Source organism: Paraburkholderia sp. BL18I3N2, assembly GCF_003001875.1.
Taxonomy (GTDB): Bacteria; Pseudomonadota; Gammaproteobacteria; order Burkholderiales; family Burkholderiaceae; genus Paraburkholderia; species Paraburkholderia phytofirmans.
Window position 1 is genome coordinate 140,081 of record NZ_PVNC01000017.1, and the last position, 19,892, is coordinate 159,972.

The 19,892-nt window shown below is 62.7% G+C and carries 18 protein-coding genes and 2 tRNA genes; 8 read left to right on the forward strand and 12 right to left on the reverse strand.

The features are described from left to right. Nucleotides 1–255 precede the first annotated feature (255 nt). Nucleotides 256–417, reverse strand: a complete 162-nt coding sequence (locus tag B0G75_RS40870; RefSeq protein ID WP_007180743.1) for a hypothetical protein — start codon at nucleotides 415–417, stop codon at nucleotides 256–258. Nucleotides 418–654: 237 nt separating this feature from the next. Here B0G75_RS40870 and B0G75_RS31370 point away from each other — a divergent pair, with 237 nt between their 5' ends. From B0G75_RS31370 to B0G75_RS31380, 3 genes are all read left to right on the forward strand, one after another. Further along, the gene (locus tag B0G75_RS31370; protein WP_106313894.1) at nucleotides 655–1,593 is read left to right on the forward strand and encodes a Rossmann-like and DUF2520 domain-containing protein; all 939 of its coding nucleotides are present in this window, start codon (nucleotides 655–657) and stop codon (nucleotides 1,591–1,593) included. A gap of 77 nt (nucleotides 1,594–1,670) precedes the next feature. Beyond that, nucleotides 1,671–1,991: an EthD family reductase gene (locus tag B0G75_RS31375; protein ID WP_106313895.1), complete on the forward strand. Its 321-nt coding sequence runs from the start codon at nucleotides 1,671–1,673 to the stop codon at nucleotides 1,989–1,991. Nucleotides 1,992–2,218: 227 nt separating this feature from the next. Beyond that, nucleotides 2,219–2,782, forward strand: coding sequence for a YggT family protein (locus tag B0G75_RS31380; RefSeq protein WP_106313896.1), 564 nt, complete (start codon nucleotides 2,219–2,221; stop codon nucleotides 2,780–2,782). 69 nt (nucleotides 2,783–2,851) lie between these two features. Here the strand turns inward: B0G75_RS31380 and B0G75_RS31385 are convergent, their stop codons facing one another. After that, a complete protein-coding gene (locus B0G75_RS31385) occupies nucleotides 2,852–3,763 on the reverse strand; it encodes a hypothetical protein (RefSeq protein WP_106313897.1) in 912 nt (303 codons plus the stop codon). A 668-nt stretch (nucleotides 3,764–4,431) separates the two neighbouring features. Here B0G75_RS31385 and B0G75_RS31390 point away from each other — a divergent pair. Continuing rightward, nucleotides 4,432–4,505 (forward strand) — tRNA-Gly (locus B0G75_RS31390). A 657-nt stretch (nucleotides 4,506–5,162) separates the two neighbouring features. Then, a complete protein-coding gene (gene trmB / locus B0G75_RS31395; RefSeq protein ID WP_106313898.1) occupies nucleotides 5,163–5,945 on the forward strand; it encodes a tRNA (guanosine(46)-N7)-methyltransferase TrmB in 783 nt (260 codons plus the stop codon). Nucleotides 5,946–6,026: 81 nt separating this feature from the next. On the opposite strand, the gene B0G75_RS31400 is transcribed toward trmB, so the two are convergent. The 3 genes from B0G75_RS31400 to B0G75_RS40330 all read right to left on the reverse strand — a co-directional run bounded on the left by B0G75_RS31400 (nucleotide 6,027) and on the right by B0G75_RS40330 (nucleotide 7,975). Continuing rightward, entirely contained in the window at nucleotides 6,027–6,863 is an 837-nt protein-coding gene (locus B0G75_RS31400; protein WP_106313899.1) for an undecaprenyl-diphosphate phosphatase, read from the reverse strand. Nucleotides 6,864–6,942: 79 nt separating this feature from the next. Then, nucleotides 6,943–7,536, reverse strand: coding sequence for a DUF1439 domain-containing protein (locus B0G75_RS31405; protein ID WP_106283388.1), 594 nt, complete (start codon nucleotides 7,534–7,536; stop codon nucleotides 6,943–6,945). 103 nt (nucleotides 7,537–7,639) lie between these two features. After that, entirely contained in the window at nucleotides 7,640–7,975 is a 336-nt protein-coding gene (locus B0G75_RS40330; RefSeq protein WP_146142555.1) for a YkgJ family cysteine cluster protein, read from the reverse strand. Between the two features lie 223 nt (nucleotides 7,976–8,198). Here B0G75_RS40330 and hemN point away from each other — a divergent pair, with 223 nt between their 5' ends. Both hemN and B0G75_RS31420 read left to right on the forward strand, forming a co-directional pair. Next, the gene (hemN, locus tag B0G75_RS31415; protein ID WP_106313901.1) at nucleotides 8,199–9,584 is read left to right on the forward strand and encodes an oxygen-independent coproporphyrinogen III oxidase; all 1,386 of its coding nucleotides are present in this window, start codon (nucleotides 8,199–8,201) and stop codon (nucleotides 9,582–9,584) included. Between the two features lie 106 nt (nucleotides 9,585–9,690). After that, nucleotides 9,691–9,775, forward strand: a tRNA-Leu gene (locus B0G75_RS31420). A gap of 150 nt (nucleotides 9,776–9,925) precedes the next feature. Here B0G75_RS31420 and B0G75_RS31425 read toward each other — a convergent pair. Continuing rightward, entirely contained in the window at nucleotides 9,926–11,311 is a 1,386-nt protein-coding gene (locus B0G75_RS31425; RefSeq protein ID WP_106313925.1) for an amino acid permease, read from the reverse strand. Nucleotides 11,312–11,525: 214 nt separating this feature from the next. Here B0G75_RS31425 and B0G75_RS31430 point away from each other — a divergent pair, with 214 nt between their 5' ends. Further along, nucleotides 11,526–12,518 carry an alpha/beta fold hydrolase gene (locus B0G75_RS31430; RefSeq protein ID WP_106313902.1) on the forward strand — a complete coding sequence of 331 codons (993 nt, stop codon included), beginning with the start codon at nucleotides 11,526–11,528 and terminating at the stop codon, nucleotides 12,516–12,518. Between the two features lie 60 nt (nucleotides 12,519–12,578). On the opposite strand, the gene poxB is transcribed toward B0G75_RS31430, so the two are convergent. The 6 genes from poxB to gsiB all read right to left on the reverse strand — a co-directional run bounded on the left by poxB (nucleotide 12,579) and on the right by gsiB (nucleotide 19,886). Next, nucleotides 12,579–14,303, reverse strand: a complete 1,725-nt coding sequence (gene poxB / locus B0G75_RS31435) for a ubiquinone-dependent pyruvate dehydrogenase (RefSeq protein ID WP_106313903.1) — start codon at nucleotides 14,301–14,303, stop codon at nucleotides 12,579–12,581. Nucleotides 14,304–14,439: 136 nt separating this feature from the next. Continuing rightward, nucleotides 14,440–15,273 (reverse strand): M55 family metallopeptidase, encoded by an 834-nt coding sequence (locus B0G75_RS31440; protein ID WP_106313904.1) that lies wholly within the window; start codon nucleotides 15,271–15,273, stop codon nucleotides 14,440–14,442. Then, complete coding sequence (locus B0G75_RS31445; RefSeq protein ID WP_106313905.1) at nucleotides 15,273–16,364, reverse strand: P1 family peptidase; 1,092 nt, start codon at nucleotides 16,362–16,364, stop codon at nucleotides 15,273–15,275. Before B0G75_RS31445 ends, B0G75_RS31440 begins: the two co-directional genes overlap by 1 nt. Continuing rightward, entirely contained in the window at nucleotides 16,361–17,266 is a 906-nt protein-coding gene (gsiD, locus tag B0G75_RS31450; RefSeq protein ID WP_106313906.1) for a glutathione ABC transporter permease GsiD, read from the reverse strand. The genes B0G75_RS31445 and gsiD overlap by 4 nt, the downstream gene beginning before the upstream one ends. A 7-nt stretch (nucleotides 17,267–17,273) precedes the next feature. Further along, complete coding sequence (gene gsiC, locus B0G75_RS31455; protein WP_106313907.1) at nucleotides 17,274–18,194, reverse strand: glutathione ABC transporter permease GsiC; 921 nt, start codon at nucleotides 18,192–18,194, stop codon at nucleotides 17,274–17,276. Between the two features lie 129 nt (nucleotides 18,195–18,323). Next, entirely contained in the window at nucleotides 18,324–19,886 is a 1,563-nt protein-coding gene (gsiB, locus tag B0G75_RS31460) for a glutathione ABC transporter substrate-binding protein GsiB (protein WP_106313908.1), read from the reverse strand. Nucleotides 19,887–19,892: the final 6 nt, after the last annotated feature.

Consider the following 19,892-nt stretch of genomic DNA (forward strand, 5'->3'; position numbering starts at 1 on the left):
GCGGCAAAACCTCGCAATTCCCGCAAAGGCCATAAGCGGCCAACTGGCTTCGTAATGCGCTGAAAACTCAGGGATTGCGCGTGCCAAAACGCAAGCAACGCGCCGCAATGGCCGCGTCAATGCCTGAAGCATTCCTCTCACGGTAATCTTTGATTACAAATTAGCTTCAATCCTGACGGGGGTCCAATGGCGCCCTAAAATGAAAAATGCCCGGCCGACAGACCGGGCATTTCCTTACCTGCTGGGGCGGCTACGTCAGCCGACCTTCACATACGCGAACTCGCGGGAAACGCTTGGCGGGACATAAGCACCGCTGATCCGCACGCGCGGCGTCAGGCGCTTTTTCTGGTCCCACCAGCGCCGGCGCTGTGCATGCGTCAGGAACCGCAAGTGCTTTCGGTAAGAAAAAATATTCATCGTGAACCTCCCGAATCTGACTGCGAGACGAAATACCCAGAACAGCAACTGCCAAACCGGCCTTGAAGAATTGTGAGCAGTTTTCTAGCCCGCGGGGCGCACGCCGCCGGATGACCGGCCGGGCGTGCCATATCGCAAGCGCACTGATCAAGGGAAAGCCGACGTTCAGCCGCGCCGCGAGCGTGGCGGATGCGAGATACTTCTGCTTTCCCACTGTCCCGTCTGGAGCACGCACCCATGTCCCAGTCCTCTCTGCCGCGCCTCGGCTTTATCGGTGCAGGCCGGCTCGCGCGTTGCCTCGCGCTGAGCTTTTCACGCGCCGGCTATCCGGTCACGGCGGTGGCAAGTCGCTCGGCGACTTCCGCCGTCCGGCTTGCCAGTCAAATCGAGCATTGCGCGGCATTAGAGAACCCACAACAGGTTGTCGACGCCGCCGATATCGTCTTTTTAGCTGTTCCCGATGACAGCATCGGTACGTCAGCGCACACACTCCGGTTCAGCCCGGACGACCCGGCCGGCGCGCACGGCAAGGCGCTCGTGCACTGCAGCGGGGCTTCGCCGGTCGAATTGCTCGCCCCGGCACGCGATCAGGGTGCCTCGATCGGCGGTTTTCATCCACTGTACCTCTTTAGCGGCGAACTCGCCGATCTGGAGCGCATCGCCGGTTGTTCCGTGACGATCGAGGCCGACGGCGCCCTGAAGGACACGTTGACAGCGCTCGCCGTCGCGCTGCGCTGCCATCCGTTGGCGATTCCGGCGGGCGGTCGCATGCTCTATCACGCCGCCGCGCACTACGCCGCCAGCTTCGCGCTGTGCAGCCTCGCGGAATGCGTCGCGCTGTGGCGCACGCTGGGCTTTGCCGAAGACGATGCGCTGCGCGCGCTGCTGCCGATGCTTTCCGGCACCATCGAAACCGCCCGCGACAAGGGTTTGCCGAACGCGCTCGCGGGCCCGGTATCGCGCGGCGACACGGGCGTGGTTCAGAAACAGCTGGCGCTGCTGGAAGGCCTCGGCGGCGACCACGCCGCGCTGTACGGACTGATGTCGCGGCGCGCTGTCGGACTGGCCGAACGCCGCGTCACGCCGCCCGCCGCGATCGACGCCATCTCCGAGGCCGTGGAAGAATCGCTCAACCGGTCGCTGAATCAGGCCGCGGCAGGTGCAAGCGTCAAGTAAGCCGTGATAATGTGACGTCCGGCGCCGCGCGCAATCCGCCAGCGCCGCGCATCGGGACCAACAGACGAGAACGCACAATGATCAAGGTCAGCATCCTCTATCCGTATCGGGAAAACGGCCACTTCGACGTGGACTATTACTGCGTCACGCATATGCCGCTCGCGGCGAAGCTGTTCGGGCCGTCGCTGAAGGGCTGGTCGGTCGACGTCGGCATCAATGCGGGCCCGCCTGGAACGCCGCCGCCGTACGTCGCCGCGGGCCACTTCCTGTTCGACAGCGCGGACGACTTCTACAAAGTCTTCAAACCGGCTTCCGAGCAATTGGTGGCCGACATTCCCAATTACACGGACGGCGGCAACGGCGCGATTCTGATCAGCGAGATCAAGATTTCCGTGTGATGCCACGCGGAAGCGGCACGAATCGCGGCCTTTAATACAGTGAGCCGTTGAGCGCAACTTGCAAACCGTGACATCGCAACACCACGCAGCCGCTTCAAACGACGCGTAACGCGCCCGAGTGCGGAAAGGGCGCGGGAAATTCAAATGAAACCGCCGGTGCGCCGTTCGGAAAGCGCCGGCATCCTGCGGCCGGTCTGCGGCCGTCATTCGAAGGATAAGGACACGAGATGTTTGGCGATATCGCCCGTTTTCTGCTCAATACCGTCTTCACGCTGTTCGGCGCGGCGCTGTTGCTGCGCGCATGGCTGCAGGTCGTGCGCATGCCGCCCTACAACCCCGTCACGAACGCCGTGCTGCAAGTCACTAACTGGATCGTGCTGCCGCTGCGGCATATCCTGCCGAGCACGCGCAAGATCGATTGGGCAAGCCTTGTCGCAGCCCTCCTTGCGGCTATCGTGTATGTGGTGCTGATGGTGGTGCTGACCGGCGCCGATCCGCTCACGCTGTTGCCGACGCTGCTGATCGTCGCGGTGCTGACGTTGATCAAGTGGGCGCTGAATCTGATCATCTGGTTGACGATTCTGATGGCGCTGCTGTCGTGGCTCAATCCACGTTCGCCGGCCATGCCGATTCTGTACCAGCTCACGGCGCCGTTTCTGAACCCGCTGCGCCGCGTGGTGCCGCAACTCGGCGGCATCGACCTCTCGCCGATCCTGCTGTTCGTCATCGTGCAGGTGCTGCTGATGGTGGTCACCCGTGCGGCCGTCCAACTGACTTACTTCGTGATCTAAACGCACAGGTAGCGAGCATGGAGAAGCCGCCGCCCGTTGAAAAGGCGGCGGCTTTGTTTCATGCGGCGCTTATTGCTTCGCCAACTGACCGTAGGCGACCGTGTCGTTGGTCGCTGTCTTGATCATGAAGAAAATCGTGCGGACGTACAGGTTGCTGCTCCTGATCGGCAGGAACGTAATTGCGGCATTGCCCGTATATGTCGCGCCCGATTTCAACGTGCAGGATGCGGTCGTGCCGGTCACGTTCAACGTGTAGAGATTCTTGCTGGACGATGGCGTGGCGAGCAGCAACGTGCCGGAGACCGGGCAGTTGCTCAATGTCCCGCTCAGCGTGCCGTCGTTTGCAATCGTCAGCGACGAGCCGGTTTCCGCCCACGTACCCGCGACGCTCGACTGGGTAACAGCGAGCGCATTCGCCGCGTCGTAGTTCCAGGACAGGTTTACCGTCGTGCCGTTCTCGACATAGCTGCCGGTGAACGTCTGGTTATTCACAAAGGTACCCGAGCCGGAGGTCGTCGGATAATAGAAGCCGCCGATGAATGCCGTACCCGACGTGAGCGTCCAGTTCGGCGCGCTGGCCGCGATGACGCCGAAGAATTCCGACAAGCCGATGCCGCCTACCGTATTCAGGTAAGAGATGTTGCCCTGCGGATCGACCAGCGCCGTGGTCTTGTCGACGCCGAACTGGCTAGTCCAGATCCCTTCTACACCGTTGCCCGTGGCCGCAGCCGAACCGCTCTGCGGACTGGACAGACTCGGCAGTTGCTCGCCGCTGAGGGCGGGCGAAGAAGCCGGCACCGGCGCGCTTGCCACGACCGGCGCGCTGGCCACGGCTGGCGCGCTTGCCACGGCCGGCGCCGAAGCGCTTCCGGTCGAGGGCGTTGCCGCCGAATTGCCCCCGCCGCCACCGCCGCCACACGCTGCCAGAGCGAGCGAAGCGAGCAGGGATAACGTCAATTTAGCTTTGATTTTCATATCCATTTTTGTTTTTGGACGAAGTGTGCTGCCAATCAGATTGGCAGTGTCACGCCGTTGGTCATTTTGATCTCGATGTTTGCCGTCAGCGCCGATTCGTTGAATCGTTCCAAAAATCCACTTGACAGAATCGAATCGAATGCATTCTTGAAATTTTTTGAAAGGGCGCTAAAGAAGTAAACGGCGGCATTCCGGTAAGCTTTAATCTTTATCCGAACTTTTTTGAGAGTCCGCTCAGTCGAGCCTGATGGAACATCATGCATAACGAATTAAAAAATCGAAGCTGGAAGCGCGTATCTATTTGATTGGCCTTGTATTTACACGGGCTTCTAACCGCATTCAATTTCCCCGATGTGGTTGGCAGTCGAAGCGCTAATCAGCTAGTTCCGCGCCGTGCGCGGTATCGGGCGGTGCCTGCCTCGGCCTACTCAGCTGCGGCGCCTGTTAACGGCGAAGCCACTTCATGCGCGTCAAATAGCAACCGCAAGGGAGATAGCCGACCGAATGGCCTAGAGCACGCAACGAACTGCTGAATACGGCCGGCCTGGTGCGGTAAGTCGGCGCATCGTGGCGCGGAACACCGCATACGCTCCCGGAGCGAGCACACACCCAGATGGGCCGCAAACGTCCACGTTTGCCAAATCGCGTGAAACGCGCGTAGAATGGCGTGCTCTGCGGGCGTCGTATAATGGTAATACCCTAGCTTCCCAAGCTAGAGCCGTGGGTTCGATTCCCATCGCCCGCTCCAGATACTTTCTAGTCGGCTTTTGAGCAACCGGGCAGATTCGCGAAAGGATTTGACTCTCCCGTTCTTCTCGTCCCTACCGATTAAAAGCTTTTCCCGACCGCCGAATCCGGCAATCGCGTCGCTTGCGCAAACCGGCAGAGAAAAATGTCGAGCAGCGACGCCGCCGCGAATGGCATCTCATAACGAAGTGCGCGCCACCGGTAGTTGAAACGACGGTAAAGCCCCCCGGCGACGACACGCATATTCGCTGATGATCGTCACTCGCCCAGATAATCGCCCTCAGCAAAACACCTTACAAAACAATTAAACCAATTGCGCGGGCATCTGCGTTATTTAAACGTAGCATTCCCACCCACATCCATACTCCCGCCGTCCGCAGTCCGTCTGGACGCGCCCTTTTCGGTTGTGCTACCTTACGCGCACTTGCAACGCCCGCTCCACTTTCCTGCTGACACCTTCAGCAGAATCCAGCACGAGCCGCCTCCATGAAGGCGGCTTTTTTGTCATAGCGGCGGCCTGGCGCAGCGACCCGTCAACCTCGTGCTTACCAGCCGCGCCTGTCGGAACTCGCCGCCCCACACCACGCGAGCTCCGACGGACACCGTGCAGCACGCGAGGCAAGCCGCGAAGCCCTTCACCCTTGTAGCAGCATCGACGATGATCCACGATCCAAACGACGCCGGCCTGCCGGACGACCTCCCGACGCCCTCCAGCGATACCGAACACCAGTCGGACGCCGACAGCAACGCGCCGCAAGAAGCCCTGCACCGGCGCCGCATCCGCAGCTTCGTCACGCGCGCCGGCCGCGTCTCAACCGGCCAGCGCCGCGCCATGGACGAACTCGGCCCGCGCTTCGTGGTGCCGTTCGCGCCGCAGCAGCCCGACTGGAATGCCGTATTCGGCCGTGAGGCGCCACGCGTGCTGGAAATCGGCTTCGGCATGGGGGCGACCACTGCCGAGATCGCCTCGCACCGTCCCGGCGACGATTTTCTCGGCGTCGAAGTACACGAGCCGGGCGTCGGCGCGCTGCTGAAACTGATGGGTGAACAGAATCTGTCGAACATCCGCATCATTCAGCACGACGCGGTCGAGGTGCTCGAACAGATGATCGCGCCCGATAGCCTCGACGGCGTGCACATCTTCTTTCCGGACCCGTGGCACAAGGCGCGCCACCACAAGCGCCGGCTGATCCAGCCGAAGTTTGTCGCGCTGCTCGTATCGCGCCTGAAACCCAGCGCCTATCTCCATTGCGCGACGGACTGGCAAAATTACGCCGAACAGATGCTCGAAGTACTGGGCGCCGATCCGGCGCTGGAAAATACCGCCGACAGCTATGCGCCGCGTCCGGAGTACCGTCCGGTGACGAAGTTCGAACGCCGTGGATTGCGGCTCGGACACGGCGTGTGGGATCTCGTCTTCCGCAAACGCGGCGTCGCATAAACGCCCTGCGAGATTGCCACGCAACGAAAAAGGTCCGCAAATGCGGACCTTTTTCTCATGGCTCAAGCGAAACGCACGCGCTCACTCCGTCCAGCTCAACGCGCCGCTATAACCGACCAGCAGGATCAGCAGTCCGAAGCCGATGCGATACCACGCAAACGCGGTGAAATCGTGCGCGGCGATATAGCGCAACAGCCAGCGCACGCAGGCAAAAGCACTGACGAACGCCGCCGCGAAACCGATCGCGAAGGTGCCGAGCGCGTCGACGGAAAGCAGGTGCCAGTCTTTGTACAGCTCGTAAGCGGTCGCGCCGAAAATGATCGGAATCGCGAGGAAGAACGAAAACTCCGTGGCGACGCGCCGGTCGAGACCGAACAGCATCCCGCCGATGATCGTCGAGCCCGAGCGCGACATGCCTGGAATCAGCGCGAAACATTGCGCGAGGCCTACTTTCAGCGCGTCCAGCGCGCTCAGGTCGTCCACGCTTTGCACGCGCGCTTGCGTCTCGCCTTGCGCGCGCTGACGCGCCTCCGCCCACAGGATCACGACGCCGCCCGCCACCAGCGCGAACGCGACCGGCACCGGCGAGAACAACGCCGCCTTGATGGATTTCTCGAACAGCAAGCCGAGCACGATCGCCGGAATCGTGGCGATAATCACATTCAGCGTAAAGCGGCGCGCATCCGGCCGGCTCGGCAGACCGGACACCACACTGCCGATACGGCGACGGAATTCCCAGCACACGGCGAGAATCGCGCCGAGCTGGATCACGACATCGAAGGTTTTCGCGTGCTCGTCGGTAAAGTTCAGCAGACTGCCCGCGACGATCAAATGCCCGGTGCTCGACACGGGCAAAAACTCCGTCAATCCCTCGACGACGCCCAGAATCAGCGCCTTGCAAGCCAATAGCCAGTCCATCCCTGCCCCTAATCGCTGTAGTTAGTCGGAACGAACAGGGCCGGCACGGAAAGCGCGGCCCTGCCGGCCGCGCGCTGCGTCATTTTTCGACGATTTGCACGCGTATGCCGTTTGTAAGGATGGTGATTGTACCGGGTTCGTAATTCACTCCGGCAAATTGCAGCTGTTCGGGCTTGAATGTATAGATCGGATAGTTGGTCAGCAACTGCGTGGCGAGCACCGCCGCCGCCGCATTGATCTGCTGCGTATAGGCCTGCGCCTGTCCGCTCACGCTGACGTTGTCGACGTTCGGCGACTTGAGCACGACCGATTTGCTGGCGGCGTCATAGGCCAGCTCGCTCGACAGCGTGAACACGCCGTCGACCGGCTGCGGCATGAAGGGGCTCACGAGGCGTGCGTCGAGCTTCACCGAGACGCGGTTGGCGTCCGGCAGCAAACCAACCACCGGGTGGGTCAACGCGACATCGAACACTTGCGAAACCGTGCGCTGATACGGGAATTTGCGCTGCACCGCGTCCTGCACCTGCTGCTGCGAGAACGTGTAATGCGAAGGGATGAACGGAAAAGTCGAGGTTGCGCAGGCCGAGAGCGAAACGGTGATGCCGAGCGCGCTACAGCCCGTCAGCGCAGCAAGCAGGAAGCGGCGCCGGGCCGGCGCAGCGGGTCGAGTCATGCGAAATCTCCTGTGAAAACCTGTTCGGGCATGCGATTGCGGTGTTCGTTTTTCGGCTTGTGGTGTTGCGGTTTGCGCCTGGCGGCGCTTCGCTTGCGCGCGTTCAGAGCGGAGCCACCGGTTGTGCGTTCGGTCGAGTCTGCATCTCAAGCTGCGTGAGCCACACGAGCGCCTCGCCGCGATTCGTGCCGCACATTTCCATCTGCGGTTGCAGACCGGAACAGCACGCCGGCCGCTCAGGCTGACCGAAGATCGCGCAGCGCAGATCGTCGCCGAGTTGCGCGCAGCGTACGCCCGCCGGCTTGCCGTTCGGCATGCCCGGAATCGGACTCGAAATCGACGGCGCAATACAGCACGCGCCGCAATCGGGGCGGCACGCGTGACCGGCCACGTGGAACGGAGACTCGCGCTTCACGGCGCTGTTCGGCACATCACTCACGACATTTTTTCCTGAACCCAAAACGGGCAATGCACTATCAGACCCGCATTGTGCCACCGCATTCCATGCGACCTTTTTACGCAATCGGGCGAATGGTCACTCGCGTAAACTCGAAAGATCTTAAAGGCCATGCGCAAGGGGCGCCCGCGCGGATCGATCTGATCGCGCGAATCGCGGCGGTCCGCCTCTTCCTCGATGGCCGCAGCCAGCCCTCGAGTCCCTCATGTCCATCGCCAGCACGCTGTTCCGCCCTGACCTGCTCGCCAAGTACAGCGCGAACGGCCCACGGTATACGTCCTATCCGACCGCCCTGCAGTTCCGTGACGAGTTCGACCGCGCCGACTATTTACGCGCCGCCGCCGACCCAGGCGCGTCGGCCACGGATCTCTCGCTGTACTTCCACATTCCGTTTTGCGACACCGTGTGTTTCTACTGCGGCTGCAACAAGGTCGCCACCAAGAATCGCGCCCATGCGCGTCCCTACCTCGATCGGTTGAAACGCGAAATGGCGTTGCAGGCGGCCTGTTTCGATACGCGGCGTCCGGTATCGCAATTGCATTGGGGCGGCGGTACGCCGACTTTTTTGTCGCACGACGAAACAGCCGAACTGATGGCCGCCACGCGCGAGCACTTCAAGGTGCTGCCTGACGCCGAAGCCGAATATTCGATCGAAGTCGATCCGCGCGAAGCGTCGCCCGATACCATCGCGCATTTGCGCAAGCTGGGTTTCAACCGGCTGAGCCTCGGCGTGCAGGACTTCGATCCGATCGTGCAGCAGGCGATCAACCGCATTCAGCCGCTCGAAATGACCGCCTCGGTGATGCAGGCGGCGCGCGACACCGGCTTTCACTCGATCGGTGTCGATCTGATTTACGGACTGCCGCATCAAACGGTCGAGAGCTTCAGCCGCACGCTCGACACGATGCTCGCGCTCGCGCCCGATCGTCTCTCGGTCTTCGCCTATGCGCACATGCCGCAGCTCTTCAAGATGCAACGTCAGATGGACCCCGCCACGCTGCCTTCACCTGAAGTGCGACTCGCGATCCTGCAGCGCGTGGTCGAACGTCTGACAGGCGCGGGCTACGTGTACATCGGCATGGATCACTTCGCGCTGCCCACCGACGAACTCGCGCGCGCGCAAGCGCAGCGCACCTTGCATCGCAATTTTCAGGGCTACAGCACGCGGGCGGAATGCGACCTGATCGGCTGCGGCGCATCGTCGATCGGCAAAGTCGGCGACGTGTACGCGCAGAACGTCAAGGATTTGCCGGGCTATGCCGCGGCGATCGATGCAGGCACGCTTGCCATCGCACGCGGCGTGCGCCTCACCGCCGACGACCGTCTGCGCCGCGACGTGATCACGCAACTGATGTGCAACCTCGAGTTGCGCTTCGACGAATTTGAAGCGGCGTATGGTATCCGCTTCGCCGAGACGTTCGAGCCGGAGCTAGAGCGTTTGCGCGGCTTCGAGCAGGACGGTCTGGTGTCGCTCGAAGCGCGCAAGCTCGAAGTGCGGATGGCCGGCCGCATGCTCGTGCGCAACATCGCGATGGTGTTCGACCGCTATCTCGGCCAGCAGACACTCGAACGATTTTCCCGCACGGTTTGAAGCCCTTGCGGCGGATGAAAGCAACTGGCTTGCCCGTCGCCGAATTTTCGGCCATAATCTGCGTCTTCGCCGCGCGCCAGCTTCTGACGCGTGCGCTGCAAGACCTGCCCAGGTGGTGAAATTGGTAGACGCAGGGGACTCAAAATCCCCCGCCGCAAGGCGTGCCGGTTCGATTCCGGCCCTGGGCACCAAAGAATTCGAAAGACCGCTGTTTCAGTATTTCCTCGAACCCCGCCAGCACATGCTGCTCGCGGGGTTTGTCGTTTCTGGCCCGTCTAAAAACTTCAAGGGAATCAAACGGCGTGAGCGCGAACGTCGCCCCTCACGCCATTCGAGACACCTTACTGCCCCATCGCCCTTGCCCCACCCTGCACAACCGCGCGCCGGCGCTTGAACACATATCCGGCCCACATCACCACCAGCCACGCCGGCACCAGCCACACCGAAACCGACAGGCCCGGCGTCATCGCCAGAATGACGAGGATCAGCGCCATGAACGCGAGGCAAATCCAGTTGCTGACCGGAAACCAGAACGACTTGAACACGAGCGTCTCACCGGCCGCGACCATCGCCTTGCGCGACTTGAGATGCGTCAGGCTGATCAGTGCCCAGTTCAACACGAGCGCGGCCACCACCAGCGCCATCAGCAAGCCGAGCGCTTCGGCGGGAATCAGATAGTTGACGATCACGCACGTGAACGTGGCGAGCGCCGACAAGCCGATCGCTATATACGGCACGCCGCGCCGGTCGACCTTCATCAGCGCGCGCGGCGCATTGCCCTGCTCCGCGAGGCCGTACAGCATGCGGCTATTCGCATACACGCCGCTGTTGTACACCGACAGCGCCGCGGTCAACACCACCACGTTGAGGACGTTCGCGGTCAGCGTCGAACCGATCTGCGAGAAGATCATGACGAACGGACTGCCGCCGGCCGCCACTTCATTCCACGGGTACAACGACAAAAGCACCGCCAGCGAGCAGATGTAGAAAATCAGAATACGGTAAATCACCTGATTCACGGCTTTCGGAATGCTCTTCTGCGGCTGGTCGGCTTCCGCCGCAGTAATGCCAATCAGCTCGAGCCCGCCGAATGAAAACATGATGACCGCGAGCATCATGAACAGGCCATGAAACCCATGCGGGAAGAATCCACCGTGGGACCAAAGGTTGGTGATCGAGGCTTGCGGGCCTCCGTGGCCGCTGATCAGCAGGTAACCGCCGAACACGATCATGCCGATCACCGCCACGACCTTGATGATCGCGAACCAGAACTCGGTTTCGCCGTAGGCTTTGACGTTGGCGAGATTGATTGCATTGATCAGAGCGAAGCACACCAGCGCCGACACCCACGTCGGCACGCCCGGCCACCAATAGTGAATGTAAGTGCCGACAGCGGTCAGTTCGGCCATGCTGACGAGCACGTACAGCACCCAGTAGTTCCAGCCGGACAGAAAGCCGGGAAAGTCGCCCCAATACTTGTACGCGAAGTGGCTAAACGAACCCGCCACCGGCTCCTGCGCCACCATTTCGCCCAATTGCCGCATGATCATGAAGGCGATGATGCCGCCGATCGCGTAGCCGAGAATCATCGACGGTCCGGCTGCCTGCAACACGCTGGCGGAGCCGAGAAACAAGCCGGTGCCGATCGCGCCGCCCAGCGCGATGAGCTGGATATGGCGATTCTTGAGCCCGCGCTTCAGGCCGTCTTGCTGTTGTGCACTATTCAACATTGCGCCCCAGTGTATGGATATCGATCACCCGATCGGACTTGTGGTCCGGCCCGGCAGAACCCAAAATTTTACCGTGGCCGATAAAGCCTAAATACTGGGAGCAACCCGCGCTTGGTTCTGCGCCGCACTTAACGGCGAGGATAGTGATTGTCACTGGCCCAGGGCTTCTGTATGTTGCCCTAGTCGAGCTTTCCGCCTTCGGAGATTCAACATGTCGCCCAAACGTCTGCTTTGCGCCGCTGCTGTGTGTCTCTGCTTCACGGGGGCCGCCGCGCTCGCCCAGACCAACGCGCCCGCCGCGACGCCCGCGCCCACCATGGCGCCGAGCGTGGCGCCCGCGGCCGAGCCGGCTGACGAGCCGGACACGGAGGCAAGCTCGCCCGAAGCGCCGGCACCGGCACCCATGGCACCCATGGCACCCATGGCACCGAGCATGACACCCGCCGCGCCGCCCGCCAAGGCCGCCGCCGCGCCGCCGCCCGCGCCACCCGTCGCGCCCATGACCGGCCCGGTGCGCAACGTCGTGCTGGTGCACGGCGCGTTCGTCGACGGATCGAGCTGGAACGGTGTGGTCGCCAAATTGCAGCAGAAGGGCTATCACGTAAGCTCGGTGCAGAATCCGCTCACCTCCCTCGCCGACGATGTCGCCGCGACCCGCCGCGTCCTTGCGCGTCAGAACGGCCCGACCATTCTGGTGGGGCATTCGTGGGGTGGCGTCGTGATTACCGAGGCGGGCGCGAACGCGCCGAACGTCGCCGGCCTGGTGTATGTCGCGGCGATCGCGCCGGACCTGCACGAGTCGACCGTGGATCTGATGAAGCGCGCCGCGCCGGCGCCCGCCGGCGCCGGCATCATGAAGGATTCGAGCGGCTTCCTGTGGCTCGATCGCACGAAATACCACACCGACTTCGCTGCGGATGTCCCAGAGAATCTGACGCGCGTGCTGGCCACCGCGCAGGTGCCGATCGCCGCGACAGCTTTCAGTGAAACGGTCAGTCAGGTCGCGTGGAAGGAAAAACCGTCGTGGTACGTGCTCACGACTCGCGACCGTGCGGTATCGCCGGAAGTCGAAAAATTCATGGCTGACCGGATGGGCGCCAAGATCGTGCCGATGGCGTCGAGCCACCTGGCGCCCGTGTCGCACGCGGGCGCGATCGCCGACGTGATCGACCGCGCGGCGCGTGAGTTGAGCCGGCAGCAATAGTCGAAGTCAGGCGTATGCGCGAATGCCATCGCGCATACGCCAATCGCGCCACAACGCGTCTCAGCGCAGATTGGTTGTCGCCAGTTCGACGACCTCATCCCCTCGACCGTTCAGCACCGCCTTCAGCATATACAGGCTGAAGCCCTTGGCCTGCGCCCACTGGATCTTCGGCGGCATCGCGAGTTCGTGCTTCGCGGTCACCACGTCGATCACGGCCGGACCCGGATGCGCGAACGCCTCGCGCAAAGCCGGTTCGATGTTCTCCGACAGTTCGATTCGGACACCGTATATTCCCGCGCCTCGCGCGATCGCTGCGAAGTCGGTCGTCGCCAGATCGGTGCCGGCCTCCAGATAGCCGCCCGCCTTCATCTCCATCGCGACGAAGCCGAGCACACTGTTGTTGAACACCACGACCTTGATCGGCAGATTGAGCTGACGCGCGGTAAGCAGATCGCCAAGCAGCATCGACAGGCCGCCGTCGCCCGATAGCGAAATCACCTGGCGGCCCGGCTCGGCCGCCTGCGCGCCCAAGGCCTGCGGCATTGCGTTGGCCATCGAGCCGTGATTGAACGAACCGTGCAGCGTGCGCTTGCCGTTCATGGTCAGATAACGGGCGGCCCAGAGTGTCGGCGTGCCGACGTCGACGGAGAACACCGCGTCCTCGTTGGCGACCTTGTCGACGATGCTGGTGAGGTATTGCGGATGTATCGCGCGACCCGGCGCGGATGGCCGCGCGAGATCGTCGAGGTCCTTGCGCGTATCCGCATAGTGTTTGCGCGCATTCTCCAGGAAACGCCGGTCGCTCTTGTGCTTGAGCCGCGGCATCAGCGCCTGCAAGGTCGCCTTCACATCGCCGACCAGACCGAGCTTCAACGGCGCACGCTTGCCGAGCGCGGAACCGCGCCGGTCGATCTGCACCACGTTGCCGTGCGACGGATAAAAGTTGCGATACGGGAAATCCGTGCCGAGCATGACGAGCGTGTCGCACGACATCATCGCGTGATAGCCGGAGCTGAAGCCGATCAGCCCGGTCATGCCGACATCGAACGGATTGTCCCACTCCACGTATTGTTTGCCGCGCAACGCGTGCACGGTCGGCGCGCCGAGCTGATCGGCGAAGGCGACCACTTCATCGTGCGCGCCCGCGCAGCCGCTGCCGCACAGCAGCGTCACGGCGCCCGCCTGGTTGAGCAGATCGGCGAGGCGGTCGAGATCCGCCTCGGACGGCACCACCGTCGAGCGTTCCAGCGTGCCGGCCCAAGCCGGCGTCTCGTCGGGCGCATCGCCCAACGCGACGTCGCCCGGCAGCACGATCACGGCCACGCCGCGTTCTTCGATCGCGGTGCGCATGGCGCGCGCCAGCACGCGCGGAAACTGCGACGGGTTCGTCACCAGTTCGACGTAGTGACTGCACTCCTTGAACAGCTCTTGCGGATGGGTTTCCTGAAAGTAACCGAGGCCGATTTCCGAAGACGGAATATGCGCGGCAATCGCGAGCACAGGTTGATGATTGCGATGGCAGTCGTACAGGCCGTTGATCAGGTGCAGATTGCCGGGACCGCAACTGCCCGCGCAGACGGCGAGCTTTCCGGTCGCGGCGGCATCGGCGCCGGCGGCGAAGGCGGCTACTTCTTCGTGGCGCGTGTGCATCCAGCGAATCGAACCGAGGCGTTGCAAGCTATCCGACAGGCCGTTCAGGCTGTCGCCCGTCACGCCCCAGATTCGCTCGACGTCTGCCGCAGCCAGTGTTCTGGCCAGATAATTCGCGATAGTCTGCTTACCCATGCTGTACCCCGCTCAGTGAGAAAGACGCCGCCTCCGGAATGCAGGAGAGTAACGCTTCCTCACGAAACGTGCAGTCACGGCGCCGCTGTAAGCGCGGTGAAATGGCCGCGTATGAGAACGGCTCGTTGCCGCGCGCTCAGCGCAACATGAACGACATCGCCGACAGGCAATTCAGCATGCGGACCACATGTTCCGCCGACGCCGCGCTAAAGCGCAGCGTGACCGCGTCGACACGCGTGAGCGTCGGCCATTGGCAGAACAGATCGGCGAGCGCGCTGGTTTGCACGCGCAGTTCGCATTCCACCGGCTTCGCCTCGGCGCGGGTGGATTCGCGCGCGTGTCCGTTGGCGAGATGCTGCTGAACCACTTCGCGCGCGGCGGCTTCGATAACGGCGCGCGCGCTGGCCGGCGATTGCGTGACGCCGCTCGCATGCCCCGTCGCGCTCTTGGTGACGACAAAACGCGCGCCCGGAAAACGCGGCGCGGTTTCTTCAGCGAAGACGTCGTCGCCGGATAAAAGCGCTACCTGTGCGCCATATTCTTCCGCCAGCGCGCCATAGATGCCCGCCTCGCCGACCTCGACGCCGTTCAGCGAAACGCGTGTGAAGGCAAAGCTGTTGATGGTGTGCGCGAGGATGCCGCGCGTTTGCGACATGGCGTGATAGCCGATCATGAAGACCAGCGCCGCGCCGTATTCGAGCCCGGCCATCATGCCCAAAGTGCGCGGCTTGCCGAGCACGATCTGCGCGCGGGCGTCGAGCAGGTCGGGCAGCAGATTGCGAAAGCCGCCATGAGAGTCGTTGACCCACACCCGCGTCGCGCCGCCGGCGAATGCGCCTTCGATCGCGGCGTTGGCTTCGAGCGTCATCCAGCGGCGCGCGGCTTCGTATTCGCCGTTGCCCGCGCGCGTCTGTTCAGGATGGAACACGCCGGCAATGCCTTCGATGTCGGCGGAAATGAGGACTTTCATCAGCGGGTGCGTTCGAGTAATTGGGCGAGATCGGGCACGGAGTCACGCAGCGATAGACGCTGGTGAGCGTCGCGCCCGGTTACGGATACGGCGCTCCACAAGGCGTCGAGAATCGCCTGCTCGACGCTGTCGGCGCATGCGCGAAAGAGCGGGTCGAGACGTTCGTCGGCGAGGAGCGGTGGGAGCGTGATGAAGTCGGCGCCGTGCGGCACGGTATAGGCCGTTGAAAACGCGAGCGCGATATCGCCGCTGCCGTGGCCGTACACCGAACCCGTGCGCGCGAGACCCGCCGCCGCGCGCAAGGAAAGACGTTTGAGCTGGCGTGCGTCGAGCGGCGCATCGGTGGCGACGATCATGATGATCGAGCCTTGCTCGGGCTTCATCGCGGACGTGGCCGACGATGCCGCCGCCACCGCTTTGGTCGCCCGCTCGGCGAGCATACGGCCGAGCGGCGTGCCGTCGATGGTCAGCATCGGCAGCCGGCCAAAGTTCGCCAGTACGAGTGCGCCGACGGTATAGCTACTGTTCGCCACACCCACAACGCGCGACGCATTGCCAATGCCGCCCTTCATATCGAAGCACGACATGCCCCGCCCCGCGCCGACAGAGCCGCTTGCGACATTTGCGCTGGCGGCTGCATATGCATCGTCGAAATGCTGCGCGGTGACGGCCAGTGCCTGGATATCGTTCAGATACCCGTCATTGCATTCGAACACCAATGGATTGACCGTCGACCACTCACGTCCAATCCGTGGATTCGCGCGAATGGCCGCATGAATCTGCGCCTGCGCGACGGCGCTGACACAAAACGTATTGGTCAACGCGATCGGCGTTTCCAGCGTGCCGAGTTCTTCGACTTGCACGAGCCCGATGCTTTTGCCGAACCCGTTGATCACCGACGCCGCCGCCGGCACCTTCGCGAGAAACGGATCGCCGTCATGCGGACGAATTACGGTCACGCCGGTTTGCACGGTGCCTGCATCGAGCGTGCAATGTCCGACTGTCACGCCCGGCACATCCGCAATCGTGCCGAGCGGACCGCCTGGCAACGTGCCGATATGCGGCGCGTTTTGAAGCTCGCTCGAATTCATGGCCGGTCGAGCTTCGGATCGAGCGCATCGCGCAAACCGTCGCCGAGCAGATTGAACGCCAGCACGGTCAGGAAAATCGCGAGACTCGGAAACAGCGCGATATGCGGCGCCGTGACCATGTCGGCGCGCGCTTCGTTGAGCATCGCGCCCCACTCCGGCGTCGGCGGTTGCGCGCCGAGACCGAGAAACGACAGGCTCGCCGCGGTGATGATCGAGGTGCCGATACGCATCGTGAAGTACACCACCACCGAGGAAATCGTCCCCGGCAGAATGTGCCGCACGATGATCGTCCAATCCGACGCGCCGATGCTGCGCGCCGCCTCGATATACGTGAGCTGCTTGAGCATCAGCGTATTGCCGCGCACGAGCCGCGCGAACGCCGGAATACTGAAGATCGCGACCGCGCAGATCACGTTGATCATGCCGTTGCCGAGAATCGCCACCACGCCGATGGCTAGCAAAATGCCGGGAAACGCGAACAGCACGTCGGCCACGCGCATGGTGATGCGATCCCACCAGCCTTCGTAATAGCCGGCGAGCAAACCGAAGAACGTGCCGATCACCGCGCCGATTGCAACGGACAGAAAACCCGCTTCGAGCGAAATGCGCGAGCCCGCGAGAATGCGGCTGAAAATATCGCGGCCCAGCGAATCCACGCCGAACCAGTGCGCCGCGGACGGCCCCGCGTTCAACGCGTCGTAGTCGAAGAAATTCTCCGGATCGTACGGCACGATGTGCGGTGCGACGATCGCGACCGCAATCAGCAGCAGCACGAAGATGCCGGCGCCCAGCGCCACGTGCTGCTTACGGAATTTGCGCCAGAACTCGCTCCACGGGGTGCGGATCGCTCGTTCGGCTTTAACTGTGCTGGCCGCGTTCGGCTCGGTGGCGGTCGTGCTCATGCGGGCCTCACTTGAAACGGATGGTGGGGTTGATCACGGCGTACAGCACGTCCACGACCAGATTGATGATGATGAATTCCAGCGAGAACAACAGCACTTCAGCCTGAATCACCGGATAGTCGCGCATCGAGACGGCATCCACCAGCAGGCGTCCCAAGCCCGGCCAGTTGAACACCACTTCGACCACGATCGAACCGCCCAGCAGAAAGCCGAATTGCAAACCCATCATCGTGATGACGGGAATCATCGCGTTGCGCAGGCAGTGTTTGACGATCACGAGACGTTCAGGCACGCCCTTGGCGCGCGCGGTCCGCACGAAGTCTTCGTTCATCACTTCGACGAACGACGCCCGCGTGAAGCGCGCCATGACCGCCGCGACGGCCGCGCCGAGGGTGAGCGACGGCAGCACGTAGCTCTGCCACGAACCATCGCCGACAATCGGCAGCCAGCCGAGCTTCACCGAAAAAATCTCCATCAGCAGCATGCCGAGCGCGAAAGCGGGAAACGAAATACCCGATACCGCGAGCGTCATGCCGAGCCGGTCCGGCCAGCGGTTGCGCCACACGGCTGAGACGATGCCGATGCCCATGCCCAGCACGACCGCCCACACCATGCTGGCGAGCGTGAGCAACAGCGTCGGCATGAAGCGCTCGCCGATTTCCTGGCTGACCGGGCGCTTGCTGCGCGTCGAAATGCCGAAGTCACCGTGCGCGATCTTCACGAAGAAGCTCGCGAATTGCTGCGGCATCGGCTTGTTCAGGCCGAGGTCGGCACGCACCAGCGAAACGGTCGCCTCGTCCGCATCGGGACCGGCGGCGAGCCGCGCCGGATCGCCCGGCAGCATATGCACGAACAGGAACACCAGCACGGCGACGATGAAAAGCGTCGGCAGCAGGCCAAAGAGACGTTTGACGAGGAAATTCAGCATGACATCCAATCCGGCAAAGATGCGGGCAACGAAAGATCTTGTGCGGCGCGTAGTGGCGCAAAGTAGCGACCGTGCAGCGCGGCGTGCTAGTGAAACGGCACGCCCGCGCTCACGCTCACGCTCAGCTCATCACTTGATCGCGATCTCGTCGAAATTGAACGAACCGTCCGGCGCCACATACGCACCCGACAGACGCTTGCTGCGCGCGTACACGACCTTTTCCTTGACGAGGAAAATCCACGGCGCGTCGGCCCAGATGCGTTTTTGCGCGTCGGTGTAGAGCTCGGCTTTCTTCGTGCGGTCGGTGGTTTCGAGCGCCTGCTTCAGATCGCTGTCGACAGTATCGTTCTTGTAGTACGCGGTATTGACCATCTTCGGCGGGAACGAGACCGACGCGAGCAGCGGCGTGATCGCCCAATCCGCTTCGCCCGTCGACGACGACCAGCCCGCGTAGTACATGCGAACCGGCGCCGTCGCGGCGTCCTGCGCGCTTTCCACCTTGGCGACGCGTTGACCCGCTTCGAGCGCTTCGACCTGCGCCTTGATGCCCACTTGCGCGAGTTGCTGCTGCACGAACTGGATCACCTTCTGCGCGGTCGAGTAGTTATACGCGGACCACAGCGTGGTTTCGAAACCGTTCGGATAACCTGCTTCCTTCAGCAACGCGCGCGCCTTGGCCGGATCGTACGGCCACGGGCCCTGCTTCACCGCATAGTCGACGCCTTGCGGCACGACACCGTCGGCCGGCGTCGCGTAACCGGCGAACACGACCTTGGTAAGCGCGTCCTTATTGACCGCGTAGTTCAGCGCTTCACGCACCTTCGGATTGTCGAACGGTTTCTGGTTCACGTTCAGGCTGATATAGCGCTGAATGATCGACGGCGACGCGATCAGATCGACCTTCGGGCTCGACTGCAATTGCGCGGCCTGTTCGAACGGCACCTGGAACGCGAAATCCGCTTCGCCAGTACGCATCAACGCAGCGCGCGTGTTGTTGTCGACCACCGGCTTCCAGTCGATCGCGTCGACCTTCGGGTAACCCTTCTTCCAGTAGCCGGCAAACTTCTTCACCGTCAGATCGCCCGCCGGATCCCACTTCACCAGTTCGAACGGACCCGTGCCGACCGGATGGAACGCGATGTCCTTGCCATACTTCTTCAGCGCGTCCGGCGAAATCATCACCGCCGACGGATGCGCCAGCACGTTGACGAACGCCGAGAACGGCGCCTTCAGCGTGATCTTCACCGTGTACGGATCGACCGCTTCGGTCTTCTCGATGCGGTTGAACATGTTGTAGCGTTTGAGCTTGTTCGCCGGATCGGTCACGCGGTCGAAGTTCGCTTTCACCGCCGCCGCGTTGAAGTCGGTGCCGTCCTGGAACTTCACGCCGTGGCGCAGCTTGAACGTGTAGACCTTCGCATCCGGGCTGGCTTCGTAGCTGCCGGCCAGCACGTTGACCAGCTTCATGTCCTTGTCGAAGCCGAACAGACCCTGATAGAACGACTTCGCGACGGCTTGCGAGAGCGTGTCGTTGGCATCGTACGGATCGAGCGTCGTGAAGGTCGAGGCGACGGCCATCACGGCCGTGGTGTCGGCGTGCGCCGCATTGCCCGCGAGCATCGCGAACACCACCGCGCCGCCGCTGATCAGCGCGCGCAAACGAAACGGAGAAGACGGGACCAGCAGGTTCATGAGGTT

Coding starts and splice junctions, on each gene's coding strand:
- B0G75_RS31400 (WP_106313899.1), bottom strand. CDS start 6,863: ATGGACTGGCTATTGGCTTGCAAGGCGCTGATTCTGGGCGTCGTCGAG.
- trmB (WP_106313898.1), top strand. CDS start 5,163: ATGATCCACGATCCAAACGACGCCGGCCTGCCGGACGACCTCCCGACG.
- B0G75_RS31445 (WP_106313905.1), bottom strand. CDS start 16,364: ATGAATTCGAGCGAGCTTCAAAACGCGCCGCATATCGGCACGTTGCCA.
- gsiC (WP_106313907.1), bottom strand. CDS start 18,194: ATGCTGAATTTCCTCGTCAAACGTCTCTTTGGCCTGCTGCCGACGCTT.
- hemN (WP_106313901.1), top strand. CDS start 8,199: ATGTCCATCGCCAGCACGCTGTTCCGCCCTGACCTGCTCGCCAAGTAC.
- B0G75_RS31405 (WP_106283388.1), bottom strand. CDS start 7,536: ATGACTCGACCCGCTGCGCCGGCCCGGCGCCGCTTCCTGCTTGCTGCG.
- gsiB (WP_106313908.1), bottom strand. CDS start 19,886: ATGAACCTGCTGGTCCCGTCTTCTCCGTTTCGTTTGCGCGCGCTGATC.
- gsiD (WP_106313906.1), bottom strand. CDS start 17,266: ATGAGCACGACCGCCACCGAGCCGAACGCGGCCAGCACAGTTAAAGCC.
- B0G75_RS31440 (WP_106313904.1), bottom strand. CDS start 15,273: ATGAAAGTCCTCATTTCCGCCGACATCGAAGGCATTGCCGGCGTGTTC.
- B0G75_RS31385 (WP_106313897.1), bottom strand. CDS start 3,763: ATGGATATGAAAATCAAAGCTAAATTGACGTTATCCCTGCTCGCTTCG.
- B0G75_RS31430 (WP_106313902.1), top strand. CDS start 11,526: ATGTCGCCCAAACGTCTGCTTTGCGCCGCTGCTGTGTGTCTCTGCTTC.
- B0G75_RS31375 (WP_106313895.1), top strand. CDS start 1,671: ATGATCAAGGTCAGCATCCTCTATCCGTATCGGGAAAACGGCCACTTC.
- B0G75_RS31380 (WP_106313896.1), top strand. CDS start 2,219: ATGTTTGGCGATATCGCCCGTTTTCTGCTCAATACCGTCTTCACGCTG.
- B0G75_RS40870 (WP_007180743.1), bottom strand. CDS start 417: ATGAATATTTTTTCTTACCGAAAGCACTTGCGGTTCCTGACGCATGCA.
- B0G75_RS31370 (WP_106313894.1), top strand. CDS start 655: ATGTCCCAGTCCTCTCTGCCGCGCCTCGGCTTTATCGGTGCAGGCCGG.
- poxB (WP_106313903.1), bottom strand. CDS start 14,303: ATGGGTAAGCAGACTATCGCGAATTATCTGGCCAGAACACTGGCTGCG.